Annotated in this window: 15 protein-coding genes and 3 tRNA genes; 11 read left to right on the plus strand and 7 right to left on the minus strand. The window is 32.4% G+C overall.

The annotated features are described in order from the left end of the window. Positions 1-36: 36 nt before the first annotated feature. The 4 genes from BLW23_RS16060 to BLW23_RS16075 are packed head-to-tail and all read left to right on the plus strand — an operon-like array spanning position 37 to position 3,920. Positions 37-903, plus strand: coding sequence for a transporter (locus BLW23_RS16060; protein ID WP_093671637.1), 867 nt, complete (start codon positions 37-39; stop codon positions 901-903). 21 nt (positions 904-924) lie between these two features. After that, positions 925-1,926: a glycoside hydrolase family 113 gene (locus BLW23_RS16065; RefSeq protein ID WP_093671639.1), complete on the plus strand. Its 1,002-nt coding sequence runs from the start codon at positions 925-927 to the stop codon at positions 1,924-1,926. Next, entirely contained in the window at positions 1,916-2,650 is a 735-nt protein-coding gene (locus tag BLW23_RS16070; protein WP_255362814.1) for a hypothetical protein, read from the plus strand. Before BLW23_RS16065 ends, BLW23_RS16070 begins: the two co-directional genes overlap by 11 nt. 4 nt (positions 2,651-2,654) lie before the next feature. Beyond that, positions 2,655-3,920, plus strand: a complete 1,266-nt coding sequence (locus tag BLW23_RS16075; protein WP_093671873.1) for a POTRA domain-containing protein — start codon at positions 2,655-2,657, stop codon at positions 3,918-3,920. On the opposite strand, the gene BLW23_RS16080 is transcribed toward BLW23_RS16075, so the two are convergent. The 7 genes from BLW23_RS16080 to BLW23_RS16110 form a co-directional block, all read right to left on the minus strand. Then, positions 3,917-4,408 carry a rhodanese-like domain-containing protein gene (locus BLW23_RS16080; protein WP_093671641.1) on the minus strand — a complete coding sequence of 164 codons (492 nt, stop codon included), beginning with the start codon at positions 4,406-4,408 and terminating at the stop codon, positions 3,917-3,919. The genes BLW23_RS16075 and BLW23_RS16080 overlap by 4 nt on opposite strands. Before the next feature lie 25 nt (positions 4,409-4,433). Continuing rightward, positions 4,434-5,483 (minus strand): arsenosugar biosynthesis radical SAM (seleno)protein ArsS, encoded by a 1,050-nt coding sequence (gene arsS, locus BLW23_RS16085; protein ID WP_093671643.1) that lies wholly within the window; start codon positions 5,481-5,483, stop codon positions 4,434-4,436. 118 nt (positions 5,484-5,601) lie between these two features. Next, positions 5,602-5,937 carry an arsenosugar biosynthesis-associated peroxidase-like protein gene (locus BLW23_RS16090; protein ID WP_093671645.1) on the minus strand — a complete coding sequence of 112 codons (336 nt, stop codon included), beginning with the start codon at positions 5,935-5,937 and terminating at the stop codon, positions 5,602-5,604. A gap of 155 nt (positions 5,938-6,092) precedes the next feature. Next, a complete protein-coding gene (locus BLW23_RS16095) occupies positions 6,093-6,800 on the minus strand; it encodes a DUF547 domain-containing protein (RefSeq protein ID WP_093671647.1) in 708 nt (235 codons plus the stop codon). Between the two features lie 335 nt (positions 6,801-7,135). After that, positions 7,136-7,221, minus strand: a tRNA-Leu gene (locus BLW23_RS16100). Positions 7,222-7,278: 57 nt separating this feature from the next. Next, positions 7,279-7,364, minus strand: a tRNA-Leu gene (locus tag BLW23_RS16105). 23 nt (positions 7,365-7,387) lie between these two features. After that, positions 7,388-7,459, minus strand: a tRNA-Gly gene (locus tag BLW23_RS16110). 168 nt (positions 7,460-7,627) lie between these two features. On the opposite strand from BLW23_RS16110, the gene cyoE reads away from it, so the two are divergent. The 7 genes from cyoE (at position 7,628) to BLW23_RS16145 (ending at position 12,528) form a co-directional block, all read left to right on the plus strand. Further along, positions 7,628-8,530 carry a heme o synthase gene (cyoE, locus tag BLW23_RS16115; protein WP_093671649.1) on the plus strand — a complete coding sequence of 301 codons (903 nt, stop codon included), beginning with the start codon at positions 7,628-7,630 and terminating at the stop codon, positions 8,528-8,530. Then, positions 8,530-9,120, plus strand: coding sequence for a cytochrome c oxidase subunit 3 (locus BLW23_RS16120; RefSeq protein WP_093671651.1), 591 nt, complete (start codon positions 8,530-8,532; stop codon positions 9,118-9,120). The genes cyoE and BLW23_RS16120 overlap by 1 nt, the downstream gene beginning before the upstream one ends. A 56-nt stretch (positions 9,121-9,176) precedes the next feature. Then, entirely contained in the window at positions 9,177-10,157 is a 981-nt protein-coding gene (locus tag BLW23_RS16125) for a cytochrome c oxidase subunit 3 (RefSeq protein WP_093671653.1), read from the plus strand. A 19-nt stretch (positions 10,158-10,176) separates the two neighbouring features. Continuing rightward, positions 10,177-10,521 carry a cytochrome C oxidase subunit IV family protein gene (locus BLW23_RS16130; protein ID WP_093671655.1) on the plus strand — a complete coding sequence of 115 codons (345 nt, stop codon included), beginning with the start codon at positions 10,177-10,179 and terminating at the stop codon, positions 10,519-10,521. A 153-nt stretch (positions 10,522-10,674) separates the two neighbouring features. Further along, on the plus strand, positions 10,675-11,322 hold the full coding sequence (locus BLW23_RS16135) for a hypothetical protein (protein ID WP_093671657.1): 648 nt from the start codon (positions 10,675-10,677) through the stop codon (positions 11,320-11,322). A gap of 35 nt (positions 11,323-11,357) precedes the next feature. Next, complete coding sequence (locus tag BLW23_RS16140) at positions 11,358-12,005, plus strand: SCO family protein (protein WP_093671659.1); 648 nt, start codon at positions 11,358-11,360, stop codon at positions 12,003-12,005. Further along, the gene (locus BLW23_RS16145) at positions 11,998-12,528 is read left to right on the plus strand and encodes a DUF420 domain-containing protein (RefSeq protein ID WP_093671661.1); all 531 of its coding nucleotides are present in this window, start codon (positions 11,998-12,000) and stop codon (positions 12,526-12,528) included. Before BLW23_RS16140 ends, BLW23_RS16145 begins: the two co-directional genes overlap by 8 nt. The last annotated feature ends 63 nt before the right edge of the window (positions 12,529-12,591 follow it).

The following is a 12,591-nucleotide window of genomic DNA, read 5'->3' on the forward strand; positions in this document are numbered from 1 at the left end:
TTCCTTCGACGTATGAAGCATTAAAAATAATTTAAGATGAAAAATAGAGCTAAGCTTCTTTTAATACTTTTCGCTTTTATCGGTGTAAACACGTTTGCACAAGAAGAAGAAAAGTCAAAAAGTAATATTCAAACCTATACACCTTCTCGTTTGCTAGACAAAGGTCAATGGGATATCAAACTCTTTAATAATTTATATACAGAAACCAGAGGGAATTTTAATGATGTTACCTTTGATAAGCCAAGAGAAAACTATTTTACGTCTACTATAGAGACGTTTACAGGTGTTTCTGAGAACAATAGAATTAATGTAGGTGCTATACTTGAGTTTAGATCAAATACAAGAGGTGGCAGACAGGCTTTATCTGTTTTTAGTTTAGAAGATACAAATTCCGATAGAAAAGGGCTTACTACAATTGCACCAGCTATTAAATTTCAACCTTTAGAAAGTGTAGGGAATTTCTCTATTCAAACAGCATTACATATTCCATTGGCTGATGAAGAAGTAGATGAGAATGGGGTATTCTTGGATCAAACAGCATGGGCTTTTCAAAATAGATTCTTTTACGATTATACATTCAGTAGCGGGAAATGGCAAATTTTCACCGAGTTAAATACTGAATATAACTTTGGAGATGAGAAAAGTTTTGCAAATAATACAATTTTATTAGTGCCAGGAGCCTTCTTAAGTTACTTTCCAAGTGATGAGTCTACGGTATTAGTTTTTGCACAGCATGCACAGCGTTTTGGGGACTTTACGCAAGATTATACTGCTTTAGGGTTTGGAGGGAAATATCAAATTTCGAAAATATTGAACTTAGAAGTGTTATATAGTAAGTTTGTAGCAGGTACAGATACTGGTTTAGGTCAGAGTTTTAACCTAGGGTTAAGAGCTTTATTTTAATAAAAAATGTAAATTGCTGCTATGAAAATTAAGTGGCTCCTAATTATAGGAATAATCTGTCTCCATACATCTTGTGAAAGTCAAAAAAAAAGAGTTAATGGAGTAAGTTTTGTAGCTTCATCAAAGGAAATCGATTTTAATCATACCATACCGATTAAAAAGGTATCTGCGAATTATGTTTCGTTGATGCCTTTCGGCTTTATTGAAAACGTTAACTCTCCGATAGTTCATTTTAATTCTCCTAAACAATGGTTTGGAGAAACTGATAAGGGAGTTGAACAGTATGCTAAAAAATTCAAACGAGAAGAAATAAACATTATGGTGAAACCACAAATATGGGTTTGGCATGGTGAGTATACTGGGTTGATAACCATGAAATCTGAAGATGATTGGAAACAATTCGAAAAAACATATTCAGAATTTATAGTTGGTTTTGCTAAGGTTGCGCAAAAAGTAGGTGCTCAAATTTTTTGTATTGGTACTGAGTTGGAGAAGTTTATTATAGCTAGGCCCAAATATTGGAAATCTCTTATAATTGAAGTGCGAAAAGTGTATACTGGTGAGCTCACCTACGCGGCTAATTGGGATGAATATAAAAAAATTGATATTTGGAAGGAACTCGATTATATAGGTGTTGATGCTTATTTCCCTTTGAGTGATAAGAAGACACCTACAAAAGATGATTTTAAGAAAGGTTGGGCTCCACATAAAAAAGAAATCATTTTAATTAAAGACAAGTTTGAAAAACCGATTCTTTTTACTGAATATGGTTATCGAAGCGTGTATTATACAGGAAAACAGCCTTGGGATTCAAATAGAGTAGAAGGGAACGTAGATTTAAGGTCGCAAAAAATAGCCTTACAGACACTGTATGAAGAATTTTGGGAAGAACCTTGGTTTGCTGGTGGTTTTTTATGGAAATGGTTTCATAATCACGGTCAAGTAGGAGGGAATGATAACAATCGTTTTACTCCTCAGAATAAACCAGCTGAAGATGTTATTAAAAAAGCATATGCAAAGTAGAATAATATTCGTTTTATTAACTTTTTTCATGATGTCTTGTTCGAAAAACGATCAAGGTTTAGAGAATCTTAATAGATATTTAAATAGTAAAGAAGCGGTTAAAAAAGAAGGAGTTATAGCTTGTGCGGCAAGTGATAAGAATAATACTTCGATATCGTATATTTTTTATTACCCAGTTCCTGAAGCGAGAAATATTCAATACTTCGAAACTGACGATATAAACGCTAATTCTGATGACTTTTCTCAATATAAAAACGTCCCTTTAGAAAGAGAAGATGTTTTTAATGGATATTTAGGTAGATTTATTAGAGATGGAGTAAATGAAACATGGAGTGTTGTTACTTTTGAAGTGGATGGAGTGGTACATGTGTCGAGTCCAATAAAATTAAAAAACACATCAAAACCTACAGAATGGAGTAGCTTAGTTAGTATAGATTATCGATCAGAATTGATGCCTGAATTTTCTTGGATGGATGGACTTGTGGAAGAAAACGTAATTTATTTTCAAGTTATATCAAACAATAATGGTGATTTGTTATCTGGAACGTATACCCATGAGAAGATGTTTCAGTATTATAAACTTGATAATGTTGTTTTAAATGTAACAAGAGATACACCGCCTTCATTACAACCTGGAATAAATTATGGTTTTACCTTAATGGGAGTCAGCGAAGATAATTGGGTAAATCTTGTCATTGAAAAAAACTTTGAAGCCAACGAATAAACTAATGAATAAACTAACGTTTCTTTTTATAACTATTTTTTGTGCAGCTTCTTTGTTTTCTCAGGCTCCTACTATTTCTGACATAAATTTTGAAGGCTTAAAAAGAACGAAGGAAAAAATTCTATTCAGGGTTGTTGAAGTTGAAAAAGATGAAGAATTAAATCTTTCAAAACTAGAGAAAGATATCATTCAGTTAAAAAGATTACCTGCAATATCTCATGCTTATTATAAAATTAAGAATGTTAATGATACTAAGTGTATTGTTACTTTTTTTATAGAAGAAAACTTTACCGTGATTCCTGAGGTAAACTTATGGACAACCACTAACAAAAGATTGGCTTACAAATTAGGCGTGTACGATTATAACTTTTTAGGGAGGAATATTGGAATCGGAGGGTTTTACCAGCAAAACGGTTTTGATTCTTATGGTTTTAATTTTAGAGCGCCAATGTTGTTCTCAAGAACAATGGGAATTGCTTTCAATCATCAAAACTGGAGTAGTGAAGAGCCTTTGTATTTCGGAGATAATTCGGCAAACTATAAATACCAAAACATATCATATGAGTTGCTTTTGTTGTGTAGAATTAACTTTAAACACACTATAGACTTTGGGGTTAATCTGTTTAATGAAAAATATACTTATTTAAGTGGGCATACTATGGATGATGTTCCACAACAATTGGATTTGAATAAGAAATTATTAAAGTTTGTCTATACGTATGATGATTTAAATTATTTTTATCATTATGTTGAAGGGTTTAAGAGTCAGTTGTATGGGCAATATGTCACAACGATAAACGAATATCAAAACGATTTTTTTATTGCTTGGAATGATGCGTTTTACTTTAAAAGAATAGGCGAAAAAGGGAATTGGGCGAATCGTTTACGAATTGGTTTGTCTACAAATGAAGAGAGTCCATTTGCTCCGTTTGCACTTGATAATAACGTGAATTTAAGAGGGGTTGGTATTTTAGTTGATAGAGGAACAGGAAGTATTGTTTGGAATACAGAATACCGCCATACTTTATATGAGAAGAATTGGTTTGTACTTCAAGGAAATGTTTTTACCGATTTTGGAACTTGGCGAACTCCTGGTGGAAGTTTAAAAGATTTCGTAAAAAGTGAGAACGTTCGAGTGTACTCTGGAGTAGGGCTAAGATTTATTAGTAAGAAAATATTCAATGCTGTTTTCAGAATTGACTATGGCTATGGAGTAACACCAAACTCTTCTTCTAGTGGGTTAGTTTTCGGTATAGGCCAATATTTTTAGTAAACCTTTTTCCCTTTTAATAACCATTTACTCCAGTCCTTATTGAATGTATGAACTTTCTCTGTTGGTTTGTTTTTTTTGTGAACCACCTTATTTCCTCCATTTTTCCATTCAAAAATTCCCCCGTAAAGGTTGTATACATTTGAAAATCCTGCTTTTTGGAGTTTTTCGGCAACATCTTCTGATCGAATTCCAAGAGAACAGTATACGATAATTTTGGCATCTTTGTTTTTTAAGGAAGAAATCGTTTTGCTTAAATTAAAATGATCATAACCAACACATTCGGCGTTTTTAATATGACTTACTTTAAACTCTTTAGGTTCTCTTGCATCTAAAAGGATGATATCAGTATTTTCTTTTTTTAATTCATCAACTGTAATATAAGGAACATTTTCAGTGTTATGTTCTTTCAACAATTGCTTCAAATTCCCTTGTGCATTTATAGTTAAACTACAAAGAAAGAGAAGGATATAAAGTGAATTTTTCATCCGTTTTTAATTTTTAATAATTCAATTAAGCAACAGTTCCCTGACAACTACTTCCAGCACCAGCTGTGCAACCATAACAATGTTGATTAATTATTATATTTCTATTCGCCAGTAATTCCTCATTGTATTCAGAGATGTGTTTTACTTTGCTTGCAACCTTTAAATTCAGCATCTGATTGAAATCGCAATCATACAAATACCCATCCCAGCTTACAGAAAGTGTGTTGGTACACATTACACTTTCAACAGCCATAGGATTGTAGGCTTCAACCAGGGCATACATATAATCTTCGTAATTTTCTGAAGCAATTAAATAGTCTAAAAACCTACTTATGGGCAAATTAGTAATAGCAAATAAGCTGTTAAAAGTTACATTGAAATCCTCTGATAAAGCTTTTTTGAAATCTTTTTCCATAGAAACTTGATCGCCAGGGAGGAATGCTCCCGAAGGATTGTAAACCAAATCAAGTTTAAGTCCTGAGTTTTCAACTCCATATCCTACAGCGTTTAGTTCCTGTAGCGCTTTTATTGACTTGTCAAAAACACCATTACCTCGTTGTTTATCTGTTTTACCTCGTGTCCAGTGTGGCATTGATGAAACAACATGAACATTGTGCTTTTTGAAAAACTCAGGCAAATCATAATACTTCTTATTAGCTCTGATGATGGTTAAGTTTGAGCGAACTATAAAATCTTTAATTCCCGCTTTGGCTGCTTCTTCAACAAACCATCTAAAATTTGGATTCATTTCTGGAGCTCCTCCCGTTAAATCGAGGGTATGAGCACCTGTTTTTTTAATAACTTCTAGGCATTGCTGCATAGTTTCTACTGTCATAATTTCCTTCCTGTCTGGACCAGCATCAACATGACAATGTGCACATACCTGGTTACACATATATCCAACATTAATTTGAAGTATTTCCAATTTTTTAGGGCGCAGAGGAAATTGATTCGTTTCCTTTATTTTGTTCGCAAACGTTGGAAGTTCATCTTTAAAAATTCCATTGGATAAAATTTCTAACTGACGTTGCGTATTTGCTAAATCATTATTTCTTGCTAATAGGGATTTTTTCATTTTTAATGATAGATTTTGAGTGTTGAGTTTTAAGTATCTCGAAATAGTTATATAAGAGATTTGTTTTATATATAATGTTTAAAATCTGAATTTAAAATTCAACACTCAAAATTAATTTTTACATTTCTAACTTATTTACTTTGTTCATCATTTGAACTCCATGAACGAGAGTTGCGCCACTTTTAATAGCCGCTCCAACATGTATGGCTTCCATCATTTCTTCTTTGGTAACACCTCTTTGAAGACCATCTTTTGTATAAGCATCAATACAATACGGGCATTGCTCAGTATGGGCAACAGCAAGGGCAATTAAGCTTTTCTCTCTAGCTGTTAAGGCTCCTTCCTCAAATACTTTTCCATAGTAATCGAAAAACTTTGTACCTAATTCTTCGCTCCATTCTGTAATTTTACCAAACTTTCTTAAATCTGCAGGATCGTAATATGTTTTAGACATGTTTTATATTTCTGTTTAATTGGTATTGCCTCACAAGAGTGCGAGGCATTAAAGGAAAATCCTTAAAAATATTTCTTAAGTGATTTTTAAACGAATCACACTTAGAGAGTAAAAATACGAATTGTTTTGCTTAAAATTCACTCTGAAACACCTTACTACTTTCCGTTCAAACTCCAATCATACTTTAAATATTTGATCTTAGCTTTAGAACTGATTTTTGTGTTTGAATATTTGTTAAGAAAATTAATTAAAGAACCTTTCTTTGTAAAGTCACCTTTAAACCATTCAAAAATCTTCGAAATTTGAACTGTATCTTCAGAAATTTTATTTCTTTTAGGATCATTAACAAACTTCTTCATTAAGAAGTTGGTTTTGGTTTCGTAATTAGCTTCTGTAAAGGCAAAGTTTCCTAATTGCGGACAAGATCCAGAGGCACAGTTAACTCCAACGTGAATTTTAGGATCATTGAATTTCTTTCTCAAAATTTCATGTTCTATATGGTTTAACGTGTAGTCTTTACCACCAACTTTTGCAAATTTGATATTCCATGCGTCTTTACCTCCTTTTTTAATATTGGTAATACTTTTTAGAGGATAATTATCTAAAATTAACTTTATCGTATAAGCATTGTACGCGTTTACCCAAAAAGCTTTTGTTTTAGGGGCTGACCAATTTTTTTGAGGTGATGTTTTAGCTAAATAATTCAAATAATTTTGAAGTTTTGCTTCATCATTTTTGAAAGCCTTATAATTTACATTTCCTTTAGAATCAACATGTTTCTTCAATAATGAATTGAAGATATTTGTTTGACCATATGAGCTTATGAAAAAAGATAAGCTTAGAAGTAAAAATAATTTTCGCATGTTTAATGTGTTTAGAACTGTTGATTTAGACGAAAAGAAAAACAAGTCATTACAAATAATGATCGAATGATTTGAAAGTTACTTAATAATAGGTGATTAGTTGCGACTAAAGTTAATGATGTATTATAAAATCGAACCTTTTAATATTTAAATTTTACATAGAAAAAACGGTGAAGCTCCAATGTCTGAGCAGAAAGTCAATGAATTGATGGATATAAATATAACTTATACAGAGAGAAAATGTCAGGAGTGAGGAGGTTACTGTCCAGTAAATGATGAAGATTAGTGGTGCTGATAAAACAAAAAAGCCTTAACATTAAATGTTAAGGCTTTTGTACTGAAGGCGGGACTTGAACCCGCACGGGCATTACGGCCCATTGGATTTTAAGTCCAACGTGTCTACCAATTCCACCACTTCAGCGTATATGAATATTGACTATTTTTAAAATTAAGCCTCACTAATAAAAGTGAGGCTTAGTACTGAAGGCGGGACTTGAACCCGCACGAGCATTACGGCTCATTGGATTTTAAGTCCAACGTGTCTACCAATTCCACCACTTCAGCATAATCTTTTAAAAAAGGATCAGAGCGAAAGACGGGATTTGAACCCGCGACCCTCACCTTGGCAAGGTGATGCTCTACCCCTGAGCTACTTTCGCGTAGTCAATAATATTATTTTAAAGAACGTTGCATTGCTTTGAATGCGGGTGCAAATATAAAATGATTTTTTGAAATACAAAGCTCTTTTTTGTTTTTTTTAAATAATTTCAAAAAATTCGGTGGTTCCCTCAGAAAGAAATATCTTTGCAAAAAATTTTTGAAAACAAGTGAGTACTGTTTCAACAATACAAGATAAAACTTCAGTAAAAACGCTTTTTTCTGATTTCAAACAACTTACAAAAATAGGGTTGTCTGTAAGTGTGGTTTTTACTTCCATTACTGGCTACCTTTTAGGTGCAACTGAAATCAATTATACCACTATTTTATTATTAGCAATAGGAGGATACTTTATGGTGGGTGCTTCAAATGCTTTTAATCAGGTAATCGAAAAAGATATCGATGCGGTAATGAAGCGAACAAAAAACAGACCGTTACCATCTGGTAGAATGTCGGTAAGTACAGCAATGATTATTGCAAGTTTCTTTACAGTCGCTGGATTATCTATTTTATATAGTATCAATCCTAAGTGCGCATTGTTTGGAGCTGTTTCTATCTTTTTATATACTTCGGCATATACACCTTTAAAAGCAGTAACACCTTTAGCTGTATTCGTAGGAGCCATTCCTGGAGCTATTCCTTTTATGCTTGGCTGGGTTGCGGCAACAGGAAGTTTTGGTATTGAAGCAGGTTTCTTATTTATGATTCAGTTTTTCTGGCAATTCCCACACTTTTGGGCTATTGGGTGGTTGCAATATGAAGAGTATAATAAAGCTGGATTGCATATGCTTCCAATGGATAAAAAAGATAAAGGAGCGATTGTGCAAATTATTTTTTATACCTGTATTATGATATTAATGTCTGTAGCTCCAGTATTAAAGGTTACAGGAAACTTTTACATTTACCCATTAACAGCGGTAATTATATTCTTATTAGGAGTGCTAATGCTTTGGTATGCCTTTAAGTTATATAAGTCTGAGGATAATGTAGACGCAAGAAAATTAATGTTGGCAAGTGTGTTTTATATTACAATTGTGCCAATTATATATGTAGTAGATAAATTTTTACACTAATGAGTGAACAAACACAAATAGTAGACGAAGAATTAAGAATTGGAAGAAGAAAGTCTGCAAAGCCTATGTTATGGGTGTCAATGATTAGTATGGTAATGTTTTTTGCTGGGCTAACAAGTGCTTACGTAGTAAGTATGAATCGTGAAGATTGGGTAACTTTTGATTTGCCTCAAGCTTTTTACATAAGTACTGTTTTAATTGTACTGAGTAGTCTGACGCTTTTCTTATCGCAAAAAGCATTAAAAAAAGATCAATTATCAAATTCTTTAATCCTGTTATTAGTCACGTTCATATTGGGGTTAGGGTTTGTTTGGTATCAATATGTAGGATTTAATCAGTTAAAGGAAATAGGATTGTATTTCACAGGCCCTGAAAGTACAGTATCAACATCTTTCATTATAGGGATCACTTTTATGCACGTACTGCACTTAATTGCTGGGGTTGTTGTATTATTAGTCGTTATTTATAATCATTATAAAAAGAAGTATTCATCTGCCAATATGCTTGGGTTTGAACTAGGTGCAATCTTTTGGCATTTTGTAGATGTTTTATGGATTTATCTATTTTTCTTTTTCTATTTTATTAGGTAATTAAAAATGCGTAATTTTGGCGCACTGTTTTAACAAAAAATAACAAAAGAGTATTTATGGAAGCAAATATTGCTGTAAATTCTGACAAAAAAGAGACTTGGAGCGGAGGTGGTGCTAAGCCATTTGGCGCTACTTACGGTAAAATGATGATGTGGTTTTTCATATTATCAGATGCGTTAACCTTTTCTGGGTTCTTAGCGGCGTATGGTTTAACTCGTTTTAAATTTATTGATTCTTGGCCAATTGCCGATGAGGTGTTTACACACATCCCATTTTTTCATGGTAATTTCCCAATGATTTATGTTGCGTTTATGACGTTTATCTTAATTGTATCTTCTGTAACAATGGTGTTAGCGGTAGATGCAGGACATCATATGAAACAAAAAAAGGTTGCAGGATACATGTTTGTAACTATCATTTTCGGTTTAATTTTTGTTGGATCTCAGGCTTGGGAATGGAAAACATTCATTAATGGTTCTTATGGAGCAGTGAAAACATCAGATAATCATATTTTGCAGTTTGTTAAAGATGGTCATCAAATAGCATTAGCTGATTTTGTTCATAATGAAAGGGTTGATGGAAGAGAAGAACACTCTAGAAAAAATGGATTATGGTTTGAGAACGAAGGAACGATTTCTGAATATTCGGTAGCTCAAGTTCAAAAAGCTTTCGAAAGTGATGCCTCTTTGTTGATTAAAACAGAAAGAATTAATCCAGAAACAAAACAAAAAATAATATTATCGAGAGAAGAAAGTTTAGCTCAATTAGCAAAAGCTACAGGAGTAGTTGAAGGGGCTAACTTAATACAAAACGAATATGGTAATCCAATATTTGCCGACTTCTTCTTCTTTATTACTGGATTTCACGGTTTCCACGTATTTTCAGGAATTGTTTTGAATATTATCATCTTTTTCAATGTTGTTTTAGGAACATATGAAAAGAGAGGTCATTATGAAATGGTTGAGAAAGTTGGTTTATACTGGCACTTTGTAGATTTAGTATGGGTATTCGTATTCACATTCTTCTACTTAGTATAATTATAAAAAATAGCATACAATGGCAGGTCACGCACACGAATCAAATACAAAAAGAATCTGGATTGTTTTAGCAATCTTATCAATTATAACAGCAGTAGAAGTAGTATTAGGTATTTATAAACCAGACTCACTATACTTAAGTGGTTTCTTAGGAACTAGTTTTTTAAACTGGATATTTATCATTTTAACTATTGCAAAGGCATATTATATTGCATGGGCATTCATGCATTTAGAAGGAGAAAAAACGTGGTTCAGACGATCAGTAGTTTGGACAGCAGTTTTCCTTATCTGCTACCTAGTAACCTTAGTGTTAATTGAAGGTGGTTATTTATTTGAAACTTTAGCACCATTAGTAAAGTGGTAGAAAAATATAGCAAAAAAAAGGTGGTGGTTTATACCACCTTTTTTTTGCATTAAACTACCCTGTACGATGCTTGTAGAGTGCAAGTTATTACGCTCTCATAGCAAGAATGAGTAATTAAACGTTGGGTGTCATCCAATGTTAAACAGAAATATTATGAGTAAAAAACAAAAGTTTATAGTTTTATTTGCACTGTTTATAGTGCCTTTACTTTTTTATATTTTTTTATCACTGGGAATCAATAATTTTGCAAAACTTCCAGTTCTAACTAAAAATGTAATTGATGTTTCAACAGTAGATGCTACAAAGAAATTTGATCGTAAAATATCAATAGTAACGTTTTTGGGAAGCGATATTGAAAGTGTGAAAGGTGAGTTCTTTAATTTAAATCAAAAAATCTACAAACCTTTTTATGGATTTAAAGACTTTCAAATGATTGTTGTTGCTGTAAAAGGAACGGAAAGTGATGTAGAAAAACTAAAAAAGGAAATAGGAGCATTCACTGATATGAGTAAATGGCAATTTGTTTTTGCAAGTATTGCAGAAATAGAAGCATTGTACGAAAGCTTTCAATCGGATCAGTCGTTAGATGTAAATTCACATACATCGAAAGCCTTTATTATTGATAAGGAAGTTGGTTTGAGAGGTAGAGATGATGATAAGGATGCTGCCAATGGAAAATTGTTTGGGTATAATATGAAATCGGTAGGAGAGTTGAATGATAAAATGAAGGATGATGTAAAAATAGTTTTAGCAGAATATCGTTTGGCACTTAAAAAGAATAACGCGGATAGAGAAATATAATTTTATTCATTTTCTTAATAAAGAAACTTAAACGAATGAAAAAACAGAATTATTCATATGTAGGAATATCGTTAGTAATACTTCTCTTTGGAATTTATGCAGTTCCAAAAATTGTAAAACATTTCGAAACCTCAGATTTACATGTTTTTAATAAAGTGCCTGATTTTGATTTTGTGAATCAAAATGGAGAAACTATTACTAATAAAGATTATAAAGGAAAGGTATATGTAGTAGAGTTCTTCTTTGCTACTTGTCCTACTATTTGTCCTATTATGAATACGAAAATGGTTAGTATTCAGAATGAATTTATGGGGAATCCTAGTTTTGGAATTGCTTCTTTTACGATTACCCCAGAAATTGATACTCCCCAAAAGTTAAAAGCGTACACTAAACAATATGGGATAAATCACAAAAACTGGCACCTATTTACAGGAAGATCAGAGGATATTGTTTATGATTTATCGAACGAAGGTTTTAAAATGTATGTAGGAAAGGGAGAAGTTTCTCATGGAGGTTTTGAGCATTCAGGTTTGTTTGCCCTAGTTGATAAAAATGGGTATATCCGTTCGAGATATGATGAGCAGGGAAATCCGATAGTGTATTATAGAGCTCTTGATGAGCATGGATTTAAAGATCAAATAACAGAGTTAAAGCAAGATATTAAATTGTTACTAAATGAGTAATTTAACTTCACAAGAATCAAAGTATAAAAAATTTATTACGGTAATTTCCGTTGTGATTCCATTGGCAGTCGCTGCACTTTTTGGAATAAAAATACCGAATGTAGAACCTTTGTCATTCTTGCCACCAATATATGCAAGTGTAAACGGATTAACGGCGGTTTTATTGGTGTTTTCAGTAATTGCAATAAAAAAAGGGAACAAAAATTTACATGAAAAATTAAACACATTGGCTATCGTTTGTTCTGCATTATTTTTGGTGATGTATGTAGCGTACCATATGACGTCAGATTCTACAAAATTTGGAGGAGAAGGCTTTATAAAATATGTTTATTTCTTTATTTTAATAACGCACATATTACTTTCTATAATAATTATACCTTTTGTACTCATAACGTTTATGAGAGCGAGATTAGGGCAGTTTAAAGAGCATAAAAAAATTGCTAAGATTACGTTTCCATTGTGGCTATATGTTGCTGTTACAGGGGTAGTCGTTTATTTAATGATATCACCATATTATGTTTAAAAAAATTATAATAGTATTCTTAGCTCTATGCGGCTTTAGTACCACAAATATATACTCGCAATG

Origin of the sequence: Tenacibaculum sp. MAR_2009_124 (genome assembly GCF_900105455.1) — a bacterium.
Lineage (GTDB): Bacteria > Bacteroidota > Bacteroidia > Flavobacteriales > Flavobacteriaceae > Polaribacter.

What these genes read in the sequence shown, in the direction of transcription:
- arsS (WP_093671643.1), bottom strand. Translation starts at nt 5,483, where the DNA reads ATGAAAAAATCCCTATTAGCAAGAAATAATGATTTAGCAAATACGCAA.
- BLW23_RS16135 (WP_093671657.1), top strand. Translation starts at nt 10,675, where the DNA reads ATGAGTAAAAAACAAAAGTTTATAGTTTTATTTGCACTGTTTATAGTG.
- BLW23_RS16130 (WP_093671655.1), top strand. Translation starts at nt 10,177, where the DNA reads ATGGCAGGTCACGCACACGAATCAAATACAAAAAGAATCTGGATTGTT.
- BLW23_RS16065 (WP_093671639.1), top strand. Translation starts at nt 925, where the DNA reads ATGAAAATTAAGTGGCTCCTAATTATAGGAATAATCTGTCTCCATACA.
- BLW23_RS16075 (WP_093671873.1), top strand. Translation starts at nt 2,655, where the DNA reads ATGAATAAACTAACGTTTCTTTTTATAACTATTTTTTGTGCAGCTTCT.
- BLW23_RS16070 (WP_255362814.1), top strand. Translation starts at nt 1,916, where the DNA reads ATGCAAAGTAGAATAATATTCGTTTTATTAACTTTTTTCATGATGTCT.
- BLW23_RS16125 (WP_093671653.1), top strand. Translation starts at nt 9,177, where the DNA reads ATGGAAGCAAATATTGCTGTAAATTCTGACAAAAAAGAGACTTGGAGC.
- BLW23_RS16080 (WP_093671641.1), bottom strand. Translation starts at nt 4,408, where the DNA reads ATGAAAAATTCACTTTATATCCTTCTCTTTCTTTGTAGTTTAACTATA.
- BLW23_RS16120 (WP_093671651.1), top strand. Translation starts at nt 8,530, where the DNA reads ATGAGTGAACAAACACAAATAGTAGACGAAGAATTAAGAATTGGAAGA.
- BLW23_RS16145 (WP_093671661.1), top strand. Translation starts at nt 11,998, where the DNA reads ATGAGTAATTTAACTTCACAAGAATCAAAGTATAAAAAATTTATTACG.
- BLW23_RS16095 (WP_093671647.1), bottom strand. Translation starts at nt 6,800, where the DNA reads ATGCGAAAATTATTTTTACTTCTAAGCTTATCTTTTTTCATAAGCTCA.
- BLW23_RS16140 (WP_093671659.1), top strand. Translation starts at nt 11,358, where the DNA reads ATGAAAAAACAGAATTATTCATATGTAGGAATATCGTTAGTAATACTT.
- BLW23_RS16090 (WP_093671645.1), bottom strand. Translation starts at nt 5,937, where the DNA reads ATGTCTAAAACATATTACGATCCTGCAGATTTAAGAAAGTTTGGTAAA.
- BLW23_RS16060 (WP_093671637.1), top strand. Translation starts at nt 37, where the DNA reads ATGAAAAATAGAGCTAAGCTTCTTTTAATACTTTTCGCTTTTATCGGT.